Origin of the sequence: Alkalimonas mucilaginosa (genome assembly GCF_036327005.1) — a bacterium.
Lineage (GTDB): Bacteria > Pseudomonadota > Gammaproteobacteria > Enterobacterales > Alteromonadaceae > Alkalimonas > Alkalimonas mucilaginosa.
The window spans coordinates 1-19827 of the sequence record NZ_JAUGZK010000011.1 but is presented as its reverse complement, the minus strand read 5'-3'; the positions used below and the strand labels follow the sequence as shown (position 1 = coordinate 19827).

General features: G+C 50.7%; 14 protein-coding genes. 6 read left to right on the top strand and 8 right to left on the bottom strand.

Going from position 1 to position 19827, the window contains the following annotated elements; translation table 11 throughout:
* Positions 1-32: 32 nt before the first annotated feature.
* Positions 33-665: an alternative oxidase gene (locus QWF21_RS13570; protein WP_330088588.1), complete on the bottom strand. Its 633-nt coding sequence runs from the start codon at positions 663-665 to the stop codon at positions 33-35.
* Positions 666-1061: 396 nt separating this feature from the next.
* Here QWF21_RS13570 and QWF21_RS13565 point away from each other — a divergent pair, with 396 nt between their 5' ends.
* The gene (locus QWF21_RS13565; protein ID WP_330088587.1) at positions 1062-1958 is read left to right on the top strand and encodes a BadF/BadG/BcrA/BcrD ATPase family protein; all 897 of its coding nucleotides are present in this window, start codon (positions 1062-1064) and stop codon (positions 1956-1958) included.
* 42 nt (positions 1959-2000) lie between these two features.
* Here QWF21_RS13565 and QWF21_RS13560 read toward each other — a convergent pair whose 3' ends face one another.
* From QWF21_RS13560 to QWF21_RS13540, 5 genes are all read right to left on the bottom strand, one after another.
* Positions 2001-2858, bottom strand: a complete 858-nt coding sequence (locus QWF21_RS13560) for a MurR/RpiR family transcriptional regulator (RefSeq protein WP_330088586.1) — start codon at positions 2856-2858, stop codon at positions 2001-2003.
* A gap of 101 nt (positions 2859-2959) precedes the next feature.
* Positions 2960-5776, bottom strand: coding sequence for an FAD-binding and (Fe-S)-binding domain-containing protein (locus QWF21_RS13555; RefSeq protein ID WP_330088585.1), 2817 nt, complete (start codon positions 5774-5776; stop codon positions 2960-2962).
* Positions 5777-5809: 33 nt separating this feature from the next.
* The gene (locus tag QWF21_RS13550; RefSeq protein ID WP_407935296.1) at positions 5810-7000 is read right to left on the bottom strand and encodes an exo-beta-N-acetylmuramidase NamZ family protein; all 1191 of its coding nucleotides are present in this window, start codon (positions 6998-7000) and stop codon (positions 5810-5812) included.
* A complete protein-coding gene (gene murQ / locus QWF21_RS13545; protein WP_330088584.1) occupies positions 6993-7922 on the bottom strand; it encodes an N-acetylmuramic acid 6-phosphate etherase in 930 nt (309 codons plus the stop codon). Before murQ ends, QWF21_RS13550 begins: the two co-directional genes overlap by 8 nt.
* Positions 7923-7975: 53 nt before the next feature.
* A complete protein-coding gene (locus QWF21_RS13540) occupies positions 7976-9583 on the bottom strand; it encodes a sodium:solute symporter (protein WP_330088583.1) in 1608 nt (535 codons plus the stop codon).
* A 265-nt stretch (positions 9584-9848) separates the two neighbouring features.
* On the opposite strand from QWF21_RS13540, the gene QWF21_RS13535 reads away from it, so the two are divergent.
* From QWF21_RS13535 to QWF21_RS13525, 3 genes are all read left to right on the top strand, one after another.
* A complete protein-coding gene (locus QWF21_RS13535) occupies positions 9849-11585 on the top strand; it encodes a glycoside hydrolase family 3 protein (RefSeq protein WP_330088582.1) in 1737 nt (578 codons plus the stop codon).
* A gap of 12 nt (positions 11586-11597) precedes the next feature.
* On the top strand, positions 11598-12794 hold the full coding sequence (locus QWF21_RS13530) for an acyltransferase family protein (protein ID WP_330088581.1): 1197 nt from the start codon (positions 11598-11600) through the stop codon (positions 12792-12794).
* Between the two features lie 197 nt (positions 12795-12991).
* The gene (locus QWF21_RS13525) at positions 12992-15559 is read left to right on the top strand and encodes a TonB-dependent receptor (protein ID WP_330088580.1); all 2568 of its coding nucleotides are present in this window, start codon (positions 12992-12994) and stop codon (positions 15557-15559) included.
* 146 nt (positions 15560-15705) lie between these two features.
* Here the strand turns inward: QWF21_RS13525 and QWF21_RS13520 are convergent, their stop codons facing one another.
* Together QWF21_RS13520 and QWF21_RS13515 are read right to left on the bottom strand one after the other, a co-directional pair.
* Positions 15706-16194, bottom strand: coding sequence for a GNAT family N-acetyltransferase (locus QWF21_RS13520; protein WP_330088579.1), 489 nt, complete (start codon positions 16192-16194; stop codon positions 15706-15708).
* A gap of 85 nt (positions 16195-16279) precedes the next feature.
* Positions 16280-17599, bottom strand: a complete 1320-nt coding sequence (locus tag QWF21_RS13515; protein WP_330088578.1) for a methyl-accepting chemotaxis protein — start codon at positions 17597-17599, stop codon at positions 16280-16282.
* Between the two features lie 151 nt (positions 17600-17750).
* Here QWF21_RS13515 and QWF21_RS13510 point away from each other — a divergent pair, with 151 nt between their 5' ends.
* Both QWF21_RS13510 and QWF21_RS13505 read left to right on the top strand, forming a co-directional pair.
* Positions 17751-18611, top strand: coding sequence for a sugar phosphate isomerase/epimerase family protein (locus QWF21_RS13510; protein ID WP_330088577.1), 861 nt, complete (start codon positions 17751-17753; stop codon positions 18609-18611).
* A gap of 197 nt (positions 18612-18808) precedes the next feature.
* Positions 18809-19822: an OmpA family protein gene (locus QWF21_RS13505; RefSeq protein WP_330088576.1), complete on the top strand. Its 1014-nt coding sequence runs from the start codon at positions 18809-18811 to the stop codon at positions 19820-19822.
* Positions 19823-19827: the final 5 nt, after the last annotated feature.

The following is a 19827-nucleotide window of genomic DNA, read 5'->3' as shown; positions in this document are numbered from 1 at the left end:
GCAGAGCTCGCCGGCAGCATGAAATAACAAGGTTATTTCGCTAATTGATTGGCAAAATCATGGTTTACATCACGATGCCCTGCTTCATCTTTACGCACCGCTATCACAACGTCGCGCAGCCGGGCATCAGCCGGAAGTTGCCAGTAATCAATAGCGATCTGCGGTGCGGCACCATTGTCGATTGCCCCCTTGTCTATCTCTGCCAGATAACAACTGTAGCTGTACACAGCTTCTTCTTCAAAATAACCGACCAAACGATGTGCTGTTTTTGCCGACAGAATGTATAAAATTAAAAAACCGGTAAAAAATAGCCCCTGCGCCAATAAAATCAGCGCACGCTCGAACCAGTTCGGCTTGGCAATTTCAATAAAAGTCATCAGATGCATGCGTTCATTTTCAGCTTCATCCAACAGCACCCGGATCCAGCCGTTATCATGCTCCATCCGGCGCAAGCTGCGCATATGCCGCAGCATACCAGCCACCATGCCAGGTACCCCGGCGACTGTTTCTAAAATAACGGCACGGTGGCCATAGCGTTTGGCAAAAAAAGTATCTGCGCAAAAGCGCAGCATTTTAGTAAGTCGATAAGCAATCCGATCAGACAAGTTCTGCGGGCGATGGTGACTGGCTAAAGGATCCGACGGGTTATGGTTTTCCTCAGGCATGCACGCCTCCTTGTTGCTAACTGTTTTCATAGTATCGCAAAAGTACCTGAACCCTGGCTGAGGACAGCACAGCAAAAGGTGACAAAACAACGTAATATCTTTTAAAGTTTTTTAATAATAGCTACTTATATGCCCTAGAGGACAAAATTCAGAGGAGCTGCCAGATCGCAAATTACTGCCAGAGAGCAGCAATATCAGATGCACCACGACAGAATCAATTATTCCAACAAAAATAAAATTTAGATTATAAAGAATTGCAAAAAACACAATCCATGTTAATTTAGTAGCTATGAACTTTCAGTTTTTGTCCGCAGGCAAGCGCCTTCTTATGGATTAGCAACTTGGCAATCCATTTCATAACGACAAGACATTTGAGCTGACTAAAGTGGTGAAACAATGACAACATACATCTTAGGTGTCGATGGCGGCGGAACCAAAACTGTCGCCAGGTTAGTAAATACAGACACAGGCCAGAGCTGGCAGTGCCTTGGTGGCCCATCCTCCTTATCGCTGAGTGTAGATTCAGCCGTCAAAACCATTGTGCAACAAGGCAGCGAGCTTGCCAGACAAGCAGGCATCGCATTGTCCGACATCTCCCTATTATGTGGTTTGGCGGGCTCCAGCGAGCAAAGCCTCTGCCTGGCCGCACAACACGCCTTGCAAGCCAGCTTTTATCAGGTAGAAATTTGCAGCGATGCGAAAACATCAGCCTGGGGTGCTAATCATGGACAGCCGGTTGCGGTAGTCGCTCTTGGCACTGGTTCAGTCGCCATGACACTGAATAATCAAGGCATTGAAACACTGATTGGTGGCTGGGGATTGTTGGTTGGTGACGAAGGCAGTGGAGCCAGATTTGGCCTGCATGCCATCAATACCATGCTGTGGGAAATGGATAGCGGGCAAGAGCTCTCCGATACCGGGCGTTTACTCAGCGAGCAGGTGGGGCATGAACGCAGTGACATACTGTCCTGGCTACGCACCGCAAAAAGCACCGATTTCGCTGCCCTGCTGCCTGCTATTTGGCCATGGCAATCCCGCTGCCCTGTGGCTCAAGCATTGGTGCAACAACACCTGCAAGCAGTGGTCCGTATTATTCAAACACTGGATCCCAAACTACCTTTGATGCTGATCGGTGGGCTGGCCGCTCTCACAGCGCCATTATTACCTGCCCACATCCAGCAACGACTGCAACCGGCTTTGGGGGACGCCTTAGATGGTGCCTGTCTACTGGCCAGGCATTTGTTTGTGCCCATCAGCTCTGACGCCAGAGCCGGCTTCGCCAGGCAGGCTTAGCAAGCGCGCATAAACCAGGCACAGATGCACCCCAGCGTTGCATTATCTGGCAGCAGCGCGATAATCGAGCAGCGCCTGATTCGAGGCTTCCAGCATTTTCCTGCCTTTATCCGACGATTGTGTCAGTAAAATAAACAGGGTATCAATCACCAGCTCCTGCGCTGTACGTGCCAGGATGGATGACAAGCGCGCAGACGTTTCATCCGCCACCGTATGCAGGCATACATCCGCCAAACGACTGATGCTGTTACTGCCATAGCCCGTTAAGCTGATTATTTGCACTTGATTGGCTCTGGCATGTTTTGCTGTAGCAATGACTTCAGGCGTTTCACCTGACTCACTGATCACAAACAACAAGTCATCCTGGCTGTAGTTTGCCACATTCGCCAGCTGCACATGGGTATCGCTTTCGGTCAGCGCCGCCATCCCCAGCTTTTGCAGTTTCAGTGTCAAATCCCGGGCGACCAGTGCCGAAGCGCCAATACCACACAGCATGATGCGTTTAGCCGTCAGCAACTTTTGACAAGCCAGCTCAAAGGTTTGCTGGCTATTAATGGCACGGGTATTATGCAACACCGTCACTTTACTGGCGACCAGCTTATCTGCCGTCACGTCAAAGTTATCGTCGAGCGAAATCTGACCATGCAATTGAACCGATGGCTTTTCGGCTGTCTGGTGCAGGCTGTCGTTTAAGGCAAATTTAAAATCGGTATAACCCTTATTGCCCAGCTTTTGCGTAAACTTCACCACGCTGGCCTGACTGACCCCAGCCGTTTCAGCCAAAGTACGCGAAGACATGTAACGTATTTGATCCGGGTTGGAAAGAATAAAGTCTGCCAACAACTTCTCACCTGGCGAGAATAAATCACGCAAGACATTGATCTTATGAAGAATAGACATGATATTTCATCATTTATAACAAAGTGCAATCATTGTAGAGTATCAGAAATCATTTTTCATCCATTACAGTACCTGGTGCCTGTTGGCGGAGCTGCTGCTGTTTAACGGCTCACTTCTTCCAACAAGTAAAGTATCGATTGATAAGGCAGGCCGCTGTGCTCGGTGAGGCCAATTTCACAGGTCCGGCTATTGCTGTAGCCACGCTGGCAACCCGATGGAATTTGCTGTTTCAGTGTGCGCAGTGCATGAGCATTTAGCCCAGGCAGAGTAAAGCCTTTATCGCCGGCAAAACCACAACAGTCGATATCTGCCGGAATCACAACCTGCTCAGCACAGGCTTTGGTTAAAGCCACTAACTGATCGGCACTACCACGACGCTGCGTGCTGCAGGTAACATGCAAGACTACCGGTTCGGTTTGCTTGTTTATAGTCAGCGCCGGTAACGCCTTTTGGTATAAAAACTCGGCTAATTCAAACAGCTCAAAATCCGGCTGACCTGCTTGCAGTTGCAAGGCACAAGGGGCTGCATCGGTGATCACCATCAATGGTTTAGCCGGCATAGCTTGCTGCAGCTGCTGTATCGTCTGACTGCGCTTGCGTTCGGCCAGTTCGCGCCAGCCTTTGCTATCCCATGGTTGGCCGCAGCAAAGGTCATTCAGTTTGTCTGGTACCAGCAACTGAAAACCAGCGCGCTGCAGCACAATGGACAACACTGTGGGTATATCACGCGGATCGGCTGCCTGCCTGTCTGGAGAGAAAATCCGATTGGCACAACTTGGAAAGTAAAGGACAGGTGTTAATTGCGATGCCGTTGCTGCAGGCAGTTTCACCTTGCTGGCACCGCTTGGCCAAGCGCCATAGTAATAAGGCAAAGCCGGCGCAAAACGACGTAAGCCACGGGAAGCCGCACCCACAGCTGCAACACCAAGCATATTGCGGGCAACGCCTGCGCTATTCAATGCAAAACGAGCCAACTGACTGGCGGCAGAAAAATGATTGGCAGCCCAGACAGCGACTTTCGGCACAGGTTTGGCGGCCGCCCGCAATGTTTTGATATAGTCACCGGTATTGATCCCCACCGGGCAGCGACTGGCGCACAGGCCAGTTGCCGCGCAGCTATCAATACCAGCATGCTGATACGCAGCACGCGCCTCAGTAAGTTCGGTGCCTGCTAAGGCTTGCATCTGACGCTGCATCGCGATGCGTTGTCGTGGGGTCAGGCTGAACTCCTGCGATGGGCATACCGCTTCGCAAAAGCCGCACTCAATGCATTTGTCGATGATTCCATCAACCGCCGGCAGCATTTTTAGGTTGGCTAAGTGCGCATTCGCATCCGTATTTAGAATAACGCCTGGGTTTAAGATACCAAGCGGATCAAACAACTGCTTAATACGCCGCATGATCTGGTAGGCATCATCGCCCCACTCCAGGGCCACAAAAGGGGCCATATTACGACCAGTGCCGTGTTCAGCTTTTAAAGAGCCTTGAAAATCTACCGCCACCATCTGGCTAACCTCGGCCATAAAGTCCGCATAGCGCTGTTTCTGCTGCCCGGTGTCAAAGGCCTGGGTAAACACAAAGTGGAGATTGCCTTCCAGAGCATGCCCAAAAATAATGGCTTCATCATAGCCATAGCGGCTAAAGAGACGCTGCAGTGCTGCCACACCTTCCGCTAAGCGCTCTATCGGAAATGCAACATCTTCAATAATCACGGTAGTGCCGGTGGCACGCACAGCACCGACCGCAGGAAAAGTACCTTTACGAATATTCCACAAGGCAGCATTGCGACTGGCATCGCGGCTAAATACAACCTCTGCGACCAGGCTTGGACGATAAGCTGACAATACGTTATTAACCGCTTTGATATGCTGCTGCAGCAGCTCTTCGGTGGTAGCAGCTACTTCAATCAATAAAGCCGCTGCGTTAGCAGGTAACGAAGCAATATCCGGCATACCAGGTTTATCAGCCACACTTTGCAATGCTCTGAAATCCAGTAACTCAACGGCCTCGACCGGGCAACTACTAAGCAAGGAAACACTCTCACAGCAGGCTTGCAAGCTATCGAATACAAAAAAACCGGTGGCTCTGTAAGGATCTTGCGGCACCGTTTGATAGGTGATGTCGGCAATAAAACCCAGTGTCCCTTCGGAGCCAATCATCAGATGCTTCAGGATATCCAGCGGGTTTGTATAATCCACCAGCGCATTGAGGCCATAACCGGTGGTGTTTTTTAGCCGGTATTTATGGCGTATCCGGTTTTGTAACGCCTCATTGGCATTGACTTCAGCTGCCAGCGCCTGCAAAGCATCCAACAGCTGCCGGTTGCGAAGCTGAAAATCAGCAACACTCTTTGGGCAGGACGTATCCAGCACAGTACCATCGGCCAGCACCAGCGTCATATCCTGTACCGTATGGTAGCTGTTGTGTTTCACACCACAGCACATGCCGGATGCATTATTGGCTGCGATGCCCCCCACTTTACAACTGTTGATGGAGGCCGGATCCGGCCCAATCTTCCGGCCATAGGGCTGTAATAATTGATTGGCTTTAGCCCCAATCACACCAGCTTGCAGCCAGATTTTCGCGCCATCATCAATGACTCTGGCAGCTTGCCAATGATCCGACAGTAACAACAGGACCGAATCCGAAATGGCCTGGCCAGACAAACTGGTCCCCGCAGCCCGAAAGGTCACAGCAATCTGCATCTCACTGGCTCGTTGCAACACGGCCACCACTTGCTGCAGGTTATGTGCCCGCACTACCAATTGTGGCAGCAAATAATAAAAGCTGGCATCACCACTGTATGCCATGCGCCGGGGTAAGTCGGCAAACACATCCGGGGCATCACTCAGGGCTTCGAGCAAAAGCTGAAAATCCCGGTACTTCTGCTGCAAAACTGCAGGGTGGTGGTTGCTCATGGCCTGGCCTTTATCAAAGAATCAGATTCACTGTTAAGGATAAAGCAAATACGGCGCACGGTTTTGCTTAAATTCAGTCAGATCAGCCTGCCAACTTGCTTTAATTTCATCCTCAGATAGCCCTTGCTCAATAGCAAGCCGTAGCCTATCCGTGCCAGCCAGCTTATCCATAAAGTCAGCCGCCGTGAAAAAAGGCTCACCTGCTTCCGCAAATACCTGATGCCACTGGATCAGGTAACTTAATTGCAATCCTTCAACCGGTGTCTGCCGCAGGTCCTGGCCGTAAACCCTTTGATCTTTAAACTTAGGATGACTTGCCGCACCAGGAATGGAGCGAGGCGTAAACGAGAAAGGGGGCTCACTGTCCGACACATACAGTGTTGGATGGCCAATGACCTGAAAAGGAAAATCGGTACCACGCCCTTCACTGACCGGAGTCGCTTCAAAAAAGCAGAGGGAAGCATAAGCACGAATGGATTGGTGGTTCGGCAAGTTGGGGCTTGGCCGAACCGGCAGCTCATAGCGCATGGTTCGTTGGTAATTCAGCATGGGTACCAGGTGCAGCTCCAGTGGACTACTGGTATCCAGCCAGCCTTCCCCAAGGATCATCTGTGCCAGCTCAGCCACCGTCATACCGTGCAACAGTGGAATGCGATGCATGCCAACAAAAGAGCGAAACTTTTCGTCAAGCAATGGCCCATCGACAAATTCACCATTTGGATTTGGTCTGTCTAGTACAATAAAAGGAATACCCCGCTCACTGGCCGCTTCCATCATATAGTGCATAGAACTGATGTAGGTATAAAAGCGGGCTCCAACATCCTGAATATCGAACAGCACCACATCCAAATCGCTCATTGCAGCCTCAGATGGCTTTCTTGAACTGCCATAAATGGAGTAAATCTCTACGCCAGTCGCGGTATCTATACCAGCGGCGACATGAGCACCGGCATCATGATCGCCCCGAAAGCCATGCTCTGGGGCAAAGATACGCTGCACCCTGACCTGCTGGCTTAGTAAGTAATCCACCAGATGCTGTTGTTGATGCATGGATGTCTGGTTCACCACCAATCCGACGCGCTTACCGGCCAACAGCGGCAAAAACCGCTCCGCTTGTTCAACGCCGAGCACCAGTTTCTCTTCGTGCGTATCTGGCTGCGAAGGCGCGGGACTGCAAGATGCAAGCAGCAACATCACCACACAAGATGCGATCGTTTTAACCATGATTGACCTCCAGTATGGCACTGCGTAACCGGCCATGATGTTTCTCCAGTAATTGTTGCCCGCTGCGGATATCCAGCCCAGTGACAAGATGTAAAATAGCCAGTTTGGTTTGATGACCGGTTTTTTGCACCGCTTCACTGGCCTCTTGCAAAGTGCAGCCGGTTGCTTCAGCCACAATTCTTACTGCCCTGGCATAGAGTTTTTGATTGCTGGCACTCACATCCACCATCAGGTTTTGATACACCTTACCACAGCGGACCATACTGGCTGTAGTCAGCATATTCAGCACCATTTTTTGGGCCGTTCCCGACTTCATCCGGGTTGATCCCGTCAGCACTTCAGGGCCAACCACAGGACAAATGCTGATCGCAGCACAGCGGGTGACGGCAGAGCCCGGATTACAGGTTAGCGCGACTGTGGCCGCTCCCAGCTCACGTGCATACGTCAAAGCATGGGTCACATAAGGAGTACGACCACTGGCCGCAATTCCTACCAGAACATCCTTGGCACTGAAATCGATTCGCTTTAAATCTGCGATACCAAGATTGCCATCATCCTCGGCTCCTTCCACCGCTTTATGAATGGCCGCATCGCCACCGGCAATAATGCCAATGACCTGCTCGGGCGACACGCTAAAGGTTGGCGGACACTCAACGGCATCCAGCACACCTAAACGTCCGCTGGTTCCGGCACCAAGATAGACCAGACGCCCACCGTGCTGGAAGGCATCCACAATATGGTCGACTGCCTCTGCAATCTGCGGCAAGACCGCTTTAATCGCTGGGGCAATACGATGGTCTTCCGCATTAATGGTTTCCAGCAGTGCCAAAGATCCCAGCTCATCCAAATCCAAGGTGTACGGGTTCCGGCTTTCTGAAACTAACTGCTCCAGCTCATTCACCAGCTCTATATGATCATTCACTGCTCTTACCTTACGTTCAAATGTTTCAATAAAAATCTTTATAGCCAAACGGCTTAAACCCTTTGTTCAGCCAGCTTCCATTGTTGCTGCTGATCACGGCAAGGCTTCGCAGCGACGCAGATAAAGAACGCGATGAGCGTGCCAATGCATAATTGCCAGGTGAATCCCAGATCAAAGCGCCAGCTCTCAGGCAGGTATGCTTGCAAAGTGTATGGCTGCAGTGCCAAAGGCACCATAAAACCGGCAATAAAGGCCCAGGTGACACTGGTTTTGCTGCCTCGATTGGTAAATAACGCGGTGAAATACACGCCCAATAACCCACTGTAGGAAAATACCATCACGCTCAGCGCAAAAGCCAGCAATGGCATATCCGAGCTTTTTTGCCAGTAAAAGCAGATAATGGCCATGCCTGAAAGAGCTAAGGCACTCAGAGTCATACCGGCCTGCCCTGCGAACACATAATGTTTTTCTGCAGGCTGAGCCTTCGAACCGCCCTGCTTTTGCTTTTCTAACCAGGGCCGGTAAAGATCCTGCACCAGCACCGATGACATCGCATTTAACCCGGAGTTGATGGTTGACAAAGCCGCAGCCACCACCCCAATAGTGACAAGGCCACGCACCCCACTTGGCATTTCATGCAATACATAAGACATAAAGACCGTTATTTTTTCGCCGGAGAAGCTGTCCGACATAGTCCCACCTTCGCTTAACATCAGATCCGGCCGCAGATAAAAGATGTACAGCAACATGCCAATAAAAATAAACAACAGCATCACCGGGATCACCATCACAATGGACCAGAGCAAGGCTTTTGAACCACTTTTCGCATCTTTGCACGACAACATCCGCTGAGTAATGTCCTGATCCAGTCCAAATGCAGCAATATTGAGCAAGGTAAAGCCAATCAGTGCGGACCAAAAGGTAAAAACCCCGGCGGAGGTAAAGTCCAGCCGAAAGTCAAACAGGGTTAATTTTGATAACTCACGATCATGCGGATGCGCCAATGCATCCATAATTTGCGTGAAATCTGCTGGGATGGCATACAATAATGACACTATCACTGCCAGGGCAGCAGAAACATACACGATGCACTGAATCACATCGCTGTAAATCACTGAGCGGATCCCCCCGACAAACGAATAGGCCAAGCCCGCCATGGTCAGTAACAGGATGGACAAAATCACACTACCGGCCGCAATATCGGCGAACAGAATCATTGAAACTGCAATACCCGCCATATACAAGCGGGCACCGCTGGCAAACACACGCCCGAATAAGTACAGCACACTGGCTTGTGATTTGGAGCTTGCACCAAAACGTTGTTCGAGCAACTCGTACACGGTACCTACTTTGTACTGATAAAAACGGGGAATTAAAGCAACTGCGACCACATAAGCCGCAATAAAGGCTCCAATATTGGTCATTAAGTAACTGAAATCCCCCCGGAACCCTTGATCTGGTCCCCCTAGAAAGGTAGCAGCCGATTGCGAGGTGGCCAGTACAGAGACAGCCACCATCCAGATGGGCATTGAGTTTCCGGCAAGAAAGTAATCTCTGGCATTATTCGACGTGCGCTGACTAAAATACCAGCCAGTGAATGACATCAGTGCTATATAAACGCAGAAAGCCAGCCAATCTGGCCAATCGAATTGAGATGTCATGATCACCTTGCCTTTGTTCTGTGTACTTACGTAATCTTTTATACTATATTCTTAACGCATTAAAGAATAATTGATTACGCAAGTCAAGTGACTAGGTAGTGATTCATTTCGGTATCGTCTGGAGGAAACCTTGAAACAAGCCAACTTTCTGAGTTTGCCTATACAACTCGTCGCTGCAAGCATACTGCTCGCACTGGTGTCGCTAACCGCATGCAGTAAAGCCTACACAGAAGCACAATTGCGTGCAGATATCGCACAGAAGCTCATGATCGACATCCGCTACTTCTGTGATGATGGTACCGCTGCAGATCACTGCCGCACACCAGTAACAAGCTTGCCAGATGACATCCAACGCCTTATCAGCGAACACGCCATTGGTGGCGTCATCCTGTTCCGGGAAAACCTGCAAAGCATTGAACAGATTATTCAACTCAACCAGCAACTGCAGCAAGCAGCACAACAAAGCAGCTCAGCACAACCGCTCTTTATCGGCATAGACCAGGAAGGAGGCCGGGTTTTCAGAACACCGCGTGAGCACAGCACCGCCTTTACCGGCAATATGGCCATAGGAGCTACCTACCCAGCCTATGGCACCCACTTCGCCAGGCAAAGTGGTAAGGTGCTTGGGGCAGAATTAAAAGCCTTGGGCATCAACCTGAACTTTGCTCCCACCGTAGATGTGAACAACAACCCGGCTAACCCGGTGATCAACGTCCGCTCTTACAGCGAAGATCCGCAACTGGTGGCAGAACTTGGACTGGCCCAGCTAGTCGCAATGCAGCAACAAGGGGTGCTGGCCACCTTAAAGCATTTCCCTGGCCACGGTGATACCCATGTTGATAGTCATCATGGTTTACCCAAAGTAAGCCATCCACGCAGCCGTATTGATGCGGTCGAGCTGTTGCCATTTCGTTATGGCATTGCCCATGGTGATCCAGCCATGATCATGACGGCCCATATTCAGTTCCCGGCGCTGGATAACAGCACCCTGACAGACACTCAGGGCAACAGCCAATACCGGCCGGCGACCTTATCACGGGCCATCCTAACCGACTTGCTCCGAAACGAGCTGGGTTTTCAAGGCCTGATTGTCACCGATGCGCTCGATATGGCGGGGATCAGTCACTTTTTCAGCCCCACTCAAGCGCTGATCGAAACCTTTCGGGCTGGTGCTGATATTGCGCTGATGCCCATCCGCTTGCACCACCCTGACGAGCTGAGCGGTTTAAGTCGGCTGATCGATGCTGTCGTCGCTGCGGTGCACAGTGGCGAGCTTTCCGCGACTGAAATTCGCCAGTCTGCCGAGCGTATCCGCCAGTACAAACAGCACTATCAGTTGGCAGAGGCGCTCTCCGCGGATATCGATCAAAGCATCAGCAGGGCACAGACTTTACTTGGTAATGCGGAGCATCGGTTGATAGAGCAGCAACTGGCAGAAGCAGCCATCACTGTGGTACGCGGTGACCAGATCCCACTGGATGAGCAGATCACCAACCTGCTCTTAGTGATGCCCGAACGTTCTGGTTGCATGGCATTGCACCATGAATTGACCCAGGCGCGCCCATCCCTTCGCAGCACTTGCCTATCGCTGGATGACTACCATGCAGCTGCATTCAACAGCCAACTACAGCATACAGATGCAGTGCTGGTTGGTAGTATTGTGCCAGCGGCCAGCCTGGTGGAGTTTGGTGGCATGTACGATCAGCAACCAACATCAGGTGAGCGTTTAAATCCACAGCAACAGCAGCAGTTGTTGCCGCAGTTGATCGCACAAGCGAAAGCGGCCGGGCAACAGGTGATTTTTGTGAGCCTGCGAACACCTTACGATATTACATCGCTGGCAAAAGATGCTGATACAGTGCTGGCCGTATACGGCTATAACACCCATCTGGAGCAGAGTGATAACCAGCAACGGATAACAGGCCCGGCCTTTGCTGCATTGGCACGCGTTCTGACCGGGCAGGCACAGCCAGAAGGAAGGCTGCCAGTCAGCCTGGATTAGGAGGCTTTCAGCATGTTTCAACGATTGAGCAACTATGCCGACAGTATTTTGTCTGCTCTGCCTGCTAACCGGTTACTGGCCATCGACACCTTTCGGGGCCTGACCATTACGGCCATGATTCTGGTGAATAATCCCGGCAGTTGGGGAGCCATCTATGCGCCCCTGAAACATGCCGATTGGCATGGCTGGACAGCTACGGATTTAATCTTTCCATTCTTCGTCTTTATTGTTGGGGTATCGATCCTGTTATCGGTCGGAGCACAGCAGGCACGAGGGGTGGACAAAGCGGCCATAGTACGCCATGGCGCTAAGCGCATGCTCAAGCTGATTCTGCTGGGCTGGTTTCTCGCACTGTTTTACTACAATTTCCGCGACCCGTCGTTTAACTGGCTGACCGACCGCTTGCTGGAAATGCGGATCCCAGGCGTCTTGCAACGGCTAGGAGTCGTTTACTTTGCCACCCTGCTGATCGTACTGTATTGTCCCAGACGTCATTACCCCGGCTGGGCCATCGGACTTTGCCTGCTATACAGCCTGCTGCTGTTGTGGGTACCCTACAGCGATGCGGAGGGTGTTCGTTACCAGGGCGAGCTAGTACCCGGCAACAACCTGGCTGCCTGGCTTGATACCCTGGTATTTGGCGCTAAGCATCTTTATACCGACAGTCAGCCCTTCGCTTCCGATCCGGAAGGCTTACTCAGCACCTTGCCGGCTATCAGCAGTTGCCTGACTGGCGTCATAGCGGCACAGTATCTGCACAGTAAAGCCACCTTAAACCAGAAAATTTTGGTACTGGCAGGCTCTGGTCTGATCCTGATAGTACTGGCGGAATTACTCAGTAACATCCTCCCCATCAATAAACCACTCTGGACCCCAAGCTACGTGTTGCTGAGTACAGGTTTCGCGTTGGTCATACTGGCGATTTGTCTCTGGCTGATTGATCGGCATAACTACCGCCGCTGGACGGCGCCTTTTGTTGTCTTTGGTGCCAATGCCATTGCTTTTTTTATGTTTGCCGGTGTGATGGCCCGCCTGTTCGGCTTAGTACCCTTGGGTGATCGTTCCGTGCAAAGCCTGCTCTATGGTGATCTGTTGCAGCCACTTTTGGGCAGCTACAATGGCTCGCTTGCTTATGCCCTGCTCTTTTTAGCCATGTCCTATCTGGTCATGCACTGGATGTACAAAAAGGGCTGGTTCTGGAAGGTATAAGTCACTGATGTTACTAAACAGGAAGCCACAGAACAGACAGCTTTCGCCCTCTTAGCCCCCTCTTAGACGGTCAGTCTGGTTAAAAAACTGGCCGTGCCATTTGACAACGGCCGAAAAATAATCAATTATTCATTCATGGCAGTTTATATAAAAATCTATTATTCATAAAACACAAAGAGCAAACACAGGGAGACAACATGCATACATCAACAGGATTCAGGGTTTCCATAGTTAGTGCGTCTGTGCTGTTAGCCTGCTCAAGCCTGGCAACAGCTGATACGGCAGAAGAAGACGGGGTTGAACGGATACAGGTCAGAGGCTTTGCCGCCTCGCAAGAGCGTAACCTCAATATCAAGCGATTCTCAGACGTTATTGTCGATGCAGTCACGGCAGAAGATGTAGGCAAGTTCCCGGATCAAACCGTGGCAGACTCACTGGCCCGCATCAGCGGTGTTCAGGTGGAAAAAAGCGACGGTGAAAGCGACCGGGTCAGCATTCGAGGCACCGCCCCCCATTTGAACCTGACATTACTGAATGGTCAGAATGTCGCTTCGGCAACGGCTTCAACCTCTATCCTGACGCCATCACGCGGCTTTAATTACTCCTTGCTTCCGGCCGAAGTGATTCAAACGCTGGAGGTGCATAAATCAGCCCAGGCTAAAATTGATGAAGGCTCACTTGGAGGCACTGTCATTGTCCGTACCCGCAATCCACTGGAGCTAGAGAGTAACTTTTTAGCTTTATCGGCCCGAATGGCCTATCAGGATAGCAGCAACAAGACCAGTCCACTGCTTTCTGGCTTTTATTCCTGGAAAAACGATAACGAAGACTTCGGCTTTAATGTCAGTGCCGTTTATAAAGAAAACAACATTCAGCGCGACAGCAAATTCACCGGTGGTTTAAGCCGTGTTGTGCGCGATGAGATGACCTATTTTGCTCCAGCCGAAGCCCGGGCATCGCGCTATGAATCAGCCCGCGATCTCACCACCCTGACAGCGGCATTCCAATACGCGCCAACCGCTGCCTGGTCGTTTACATTCAACAATTTATATTCCAAAGTTGATCAAGAGAACTATTCGGTTGCCAATGGTGCCTACTTAATTGGCAGCCCCAATGATATCCAGTTTAGCAACGCAGTTGGCAACCTGATTACCGATGGCCGGGTGTTGCCAAATGACAATGATGTCAATTGGGAGAAAGAGGCGTTGTACACAGCCAATTATCATTTAGGGGGCTATGAAACCCGGGTGCATGATTTACAAGCAGAGTACTCGGCGGACAACTACACCTTATCCTTCCAGTTTGGTTTTACCCGCGCCAAAGGGGATATCAAAGATGATCAGGTAGAGTTTCAGGCCGCCGCTGCTGCAGACTTTAGCATTGCCGGTGGCGATGTTTCCTATCGCTTTGACGATAGCTTAATGCCGGCCGATTACAATGGCCTCTATACCCACCGTAATCTAATTTCCAACACCCAGAAAGAAAGCTACTTCCAGGCCGATTTGAATTACCAACTGAGTGGCGGCTGGTTTACCTCCATTGATGCAGGGGTAAAATACCGCGCCCACAACAAAACCTCAGGTTTGTTTAAAGTGGTCTGGCACCCGGATGATCTTGGCGCAGCCCGCTTAAGCCAGTTTACCGATGGCAGCTTAATTCAGGACTTTTTTGCCCGGGGCACAGAGCAGCATGCACTCTATCAATTTAATCACGCCGCCTGGCAGCAATGGACGGCGGATACCACGCCACTGCGTGAGTACGATCATATGGAGTATGCCTTTGACCTGACTGAAAATATTGGCAATGCCTACCTGCAGGGTAATTTTGCTATCGATAAGCTGCGCGGTAACATCGGTGTGCGCTATGCCCGCACCGAGCAAACCAGTGAAGGCTATGATTTTTGGATGCAATTCCCCTGGGCTCCGGAATCCTGGGTCTGGACTCCCGTGGTGGTGGAACGCAGCTACGACGATATCTTGCCAAGCCTGAACCTGAGTTACAGCCTGGAGGAAGATATCATCCTGCGCTTTGCTGCTGCCAAAGTTATCTCCCGGCCAGACTACGACTTACTCACCAGCCGTCGTGGTTACCGTAAGACTGCATTCCACAATCCACCCAACCCGGGCTTCCAGGGCAATCCGCACCTGGATCCGTATCGGGCCAATCAGTACGATCTATCGGCTGAATATTACTTCACCAGTGCATCCATTGTATCTGTTGCCTATTTCTACAAGGATATCAGCTCCTACATCGACGAGCAGTACTTCCCGGTGATGCTACCCGATGAGAACAACAATCTGGATGAGTACAACCTGCGCACGCCGGTGAATACCGAAGGAGGGGTGAATCAGGGCATCGAGTTAAACCTGCAGCATAATTTTGGCAACGGCTTTGGTGCCCTGGCCAACTACACCTATGCCGATGCCAAAATGAATGAAGAAGGCAAAGAGCTTCCCAACAACTCGCGCCATACCTACAACGCAACGGTTTATTACGATGAAGGCGATTGGTCGGCCCGGATCTCCTACAATTACCGCGACCGTTACTACGCCGGTATCATAGGTGAGCATCGTTGGTATCAAAGTGGTTACGGCCAGATTGATACCAATATCTCCTACCGGATCAATGAAAACTTTACGGCCATGCTGCAGGTGGTCAATTTAGGTGACGCCAAAGCAAAAGCGGAAGTTGGCGATGATGGTGCCCCATTCCGGATTAACCACTTTGGCCGTCGCATCTTTGCCGGTGTCAGTGCCAGGTTTTAAGCATCAGGCCACACGTAAAGCTGCCAGGCAGTTTTGCGTGTGGCTGCATAGTGCATAGACCGTACTGCCCGCAGTCGCGGTGATGAATCTGTTGTGAGCCCGCTCAGCTCGAACAGAAATACCAGGCTACAGCCAGACGTGCAGGCTTAATCTGCCAACCATTTATACATGACCAGCGCATCAATAAAGCCAAGCTCAGGATGGTTGAATGCGCGGGGCAATGTACCAACAACGGCAAAGCCCAGCTTCTGCCAAAGTCGTATCGCACCTTGATTGCTCGATGCTACAAAATTGAACTGCATCGCCAGATAGCCCAACTCTTTGGCTACCTGCTGTGAGTGCAAACACATGGCACTTGCCAACCCTCGCCCCCTGGCAGTTTCTGCCACCATGTAACCACAATTGCAGACATGGCTGCCAGGCCCAGCCTGGTTGGTTTTCAAATAGTAAGTGCCCAGGATTTGGCCCCCCTCTTCCGCCACAAAGGTTTGCCGTGGCGTTAGCAGCCACAGCTGCCTGGCTTCCTCTTTACTGATGTCTCTGGCAAAGGCATAGGTTTCGCCTGCTGCCGCAATGGCATGAAAAATTGGCCAAATCTGTTCGAAGTCGTCATGGGTAGCAAAACGAATGTTCATGTTTGAGGTTTCCAATCCAATAATCACAGCCGATTATACCGTTTAGGCAAGTCGAGGCCTTTCTAAAGACCCCGACCAGTTCAACCTAGTGCTGTAATCTTTGGGAAAGCTTCGTTACTGCATCTACCACGTTTTGTGCGTTGCTTTGGATTTGGTCAATCACGGCTCTTGCCTGGTTGACCAGCTCAGTCACTTCCTGGGTTTGTGCCTGGCTGCCTTGTATTAACTCGACCGCACTTGCAGCCAACTGCTGGTTTTTACCGACTACATCCACAATTTCGACCGTGGCTGCGCTGGTGCGGGAGGCCAGTTGCCGAACTTCATCCGCGACCACGGCAAACCCCCGTCCTTGCTCACCGGCTCTGGCAGCCTCAATAGCAGCATTCAGTGCCAGCAGGTTGGTTTGATCCGCAATGCTACTAATGCTTTGAATAATGGTCCCAATCACTTCAGATTGCTTATCCAGACCATGAATAATTTCAGCTGCTTTCCCCATCTCTACTTCAAGCTGTTGCAGCATCGCAGCGGTCTCACTCACCACCCTGATCCCTTCCTGAGTGCTGCTATCCGTTTGCCTGGAGCTGTCAAAAGCAACCTTTGCGGTGGCGGTCACGTCACGCTCTTGCTCGACTTCATCCGTAATCAAAGTGGCAAACTTAACCACCTTGTGGTACTCACCCTGCACATTTTTGATCGGGTTGTAAGAGGCTTGCAGCCACACTTCTCTGCCAGCACTGTCAACACGAGCGTAACGCTCTGAAAAAAACTGACCACTGCGTAAACGTTGCCAGAACTGTTGATAATCTTTGTGATTGTATATTTCAGGCGCACAAAACATCCGGTGATGCTTGCCTTTAATGTCTTCCAACCGATACCCCATAGCATTTAAGAACAGATCGTTGGCAGTTAACACATGGCCATCCATATCAAACTCAATCATAGCGGTCGAGCGCAGCATCGCTTTTATCACACTTTCAAACTGATGCGATGCTTCAATGGTTCGGGTTAAATTCGTTGCATAGACTTCAAAACGCTCCAGCTTGTCATCCAGGTTCCTTACCGGGCACACAGCAGCGCGCAACCAAAATTGCTGACCATTGGCATTTGCAATTTGCCAGGCACCGATCCAGACTTTGCCTTCACTGAGAGCCGCGACCAGTTTCTTGTAATGATCCGTACTACGAAGCGCTGCAGGGACCAGTTCTTTCATAGGCTTTCCTTGTACTTGCGTACCTGAAAGGCCAATCTCCTGCTCAAAGTTCTGATTTACGGATACAACCTGACCATTGCTGGTTAAATCCAACCGCAACATCTCGGCACTGACAGCGACGCTGATTTGCTTTAATGAAGCAATTTCTTGCTGTAATGACTCATTTTCCAAGCGTAATTTTTTTACACCAAACATCGTTATCCATGCCTTCGAAAAATTAATTATTCGCTCAGCATGGTAAAAGCCGCTACATTAGTCAAGGAGTTTAAAGCTGTTGAGCAAAGCGTAAAACATTGCCAATAACGACACCGCTCAGCACGGTCTGTATTCGACATAGGAGCAGCACATGCCTAAAGCAACTGCGCCCCAAAATGCGGCTCGTCGCCACTTTTTAAAACTAGTGGCGGGCTCAGGTTTAATCGTCAGCACCGCCATGCTGCCTGGCCTGGCATTTGCTGGCCAGCGCTTTCGACCCGGTTTGCAGTTATATACCGTCCGGGAGCTGATGCAGCAAGATGCTCGCAGCACCTTTCAGCTGATTGCAGATCTTGGTTACCAAGAGGTAGAGTTTGCCGGCCTGTTCGATCACCCCGCCAGCACCCTCGCCACATGGTTAACAGACTTTAAGCTCCGTGCACCAGCCGGGCATATCCAGTTGCAGCCCTTACTAAGTTCACCCAGCAAAATTTTGGAAGAAGCACTGACCTTGGGGCATAGCTACGTGGTGCTTGCCTACCTGCACGATCATGAGCGTGCCGATGGGCTAAGCAGCTACCTGTCCCTGGCAGAGCAGTTAAACCGGATTGGTGAACAGTTTCAGGCAGCAGGGGTACAACTTGCCTACCACAATCATGACTTTGAATTTGTACCAACCAACGGCACCACACCTTATGAGGTATTGCTGCAGCAAACCAGTGCAGACAGCCTTAAAATGGAACTGGATATTTACTGGGCCGCCAAAATGCAGGTCGATATGCCATCCCTCTTCCGGCAGCATCCCGGCCGCTTCCCGCTCTGGCACTTAAAAGATATGGCTGCCGATGGTGGCTTTGCAGATCTTGGCCAAGGCATCATTGATTTTGCCCCCATCGCAGCACAAAGCAGCCTGGCGGGTTTGCAGCATGCTTTTGTTGAAAGAGATCACACCGACGACCTGCAAACGACCCTGGAGCAGGGGCTAAAAGGCTTTAACAAGATCCTGTTGTGAGTGTTACTGCAAAGTGCAGTTACAACAATGCGGTCTCGAAGTTCCGGTACCGTGTTATCGGGCATGGATAAAACGCAGGCGTATTAATCAGCTCTTCCCCCTTTGCCTTTGATACCAGCGACGATAGTGTGTATGCTTATTATTTATACAGCTGTATTAGATAATTCAGCAATAATGACCAAACCAAGGAAGATTGCATGATGTCATTTAGATACTCCTATTCAAAACGCCCTTTACTTTTACCTTTAATTATTGCGCTGACCGGACTACTCCTATTCAGTTATGGCGCTAAGGCTGATAACCGCCAGGACGCCGACGGCGCTGGTGATCATCCGGCGGTGAAACGAGTCGCAGGTTCATTTATTCGTACTTTTGAAAGAGACGATTTTGCACAAGTCATGCTACCGGCAGGAGCACTGGACTTAAGAACCAGAGCCTACTCAGACGATCTGGCTGTAGAAGGCGAGCACCTGAGAATGATCTATGAGTTCACAGATCCTGATATCAGTCCTTTGCGGGTACATCGAAGTTATCTTCATACGCTGGAAGAGCAGGGTTTTGACATCCTGTTTAGTGGTGAGGGTGATGAGCTGGTAAGCGCCGGACGCAGTGCTAACTTCCTGACTCAACACCGGCACCTCGCTGCCAATGGCCCAATTCAGGTTCGGCAAAATGTTTATTACATCTTGGCGCAAAAGCCAGCTGAAGCACTTACGGTCAGTGTTTCTACTTACCTATTTGCCGGTAACAACCCTCGCGGTACTGGTGTGACTGTTAATGTAGTGACCGAAGAAGCCATGGAAGTCAGTATGGAGCACCGGCCACTGACATCGAACGAAATGGCAGACAGTCTGATAGAAAGTGGCCGTGTTGCCATTCAGGATATACTCTTTGCATTTGACAGCGATGAGATTTTGCCAGAATCTGCCGACAGCCTGAGTACCATCGCTACCTTGCTGCAGGAACAAGCTGAGTTGAGGCTGCTGGTAGTTGGCCATACTGATGATGTTGGTGACTTTGACTACAACCTCAGGCTTTCACTACAACGTGCAACAGCAGTGGTCAGCTACTTACAACAACGGCATAACGTCGACTCGGCCCGGTTACAAGCCTCCGGGGCTGGCATGATGGCGCCAATTGCCAGCAACCGGAATGAAGCTGGCCGCAGTTTGAACCGGCGCGTTGAACTGGTTGAAATCAGAGCACGTTAGTGCTC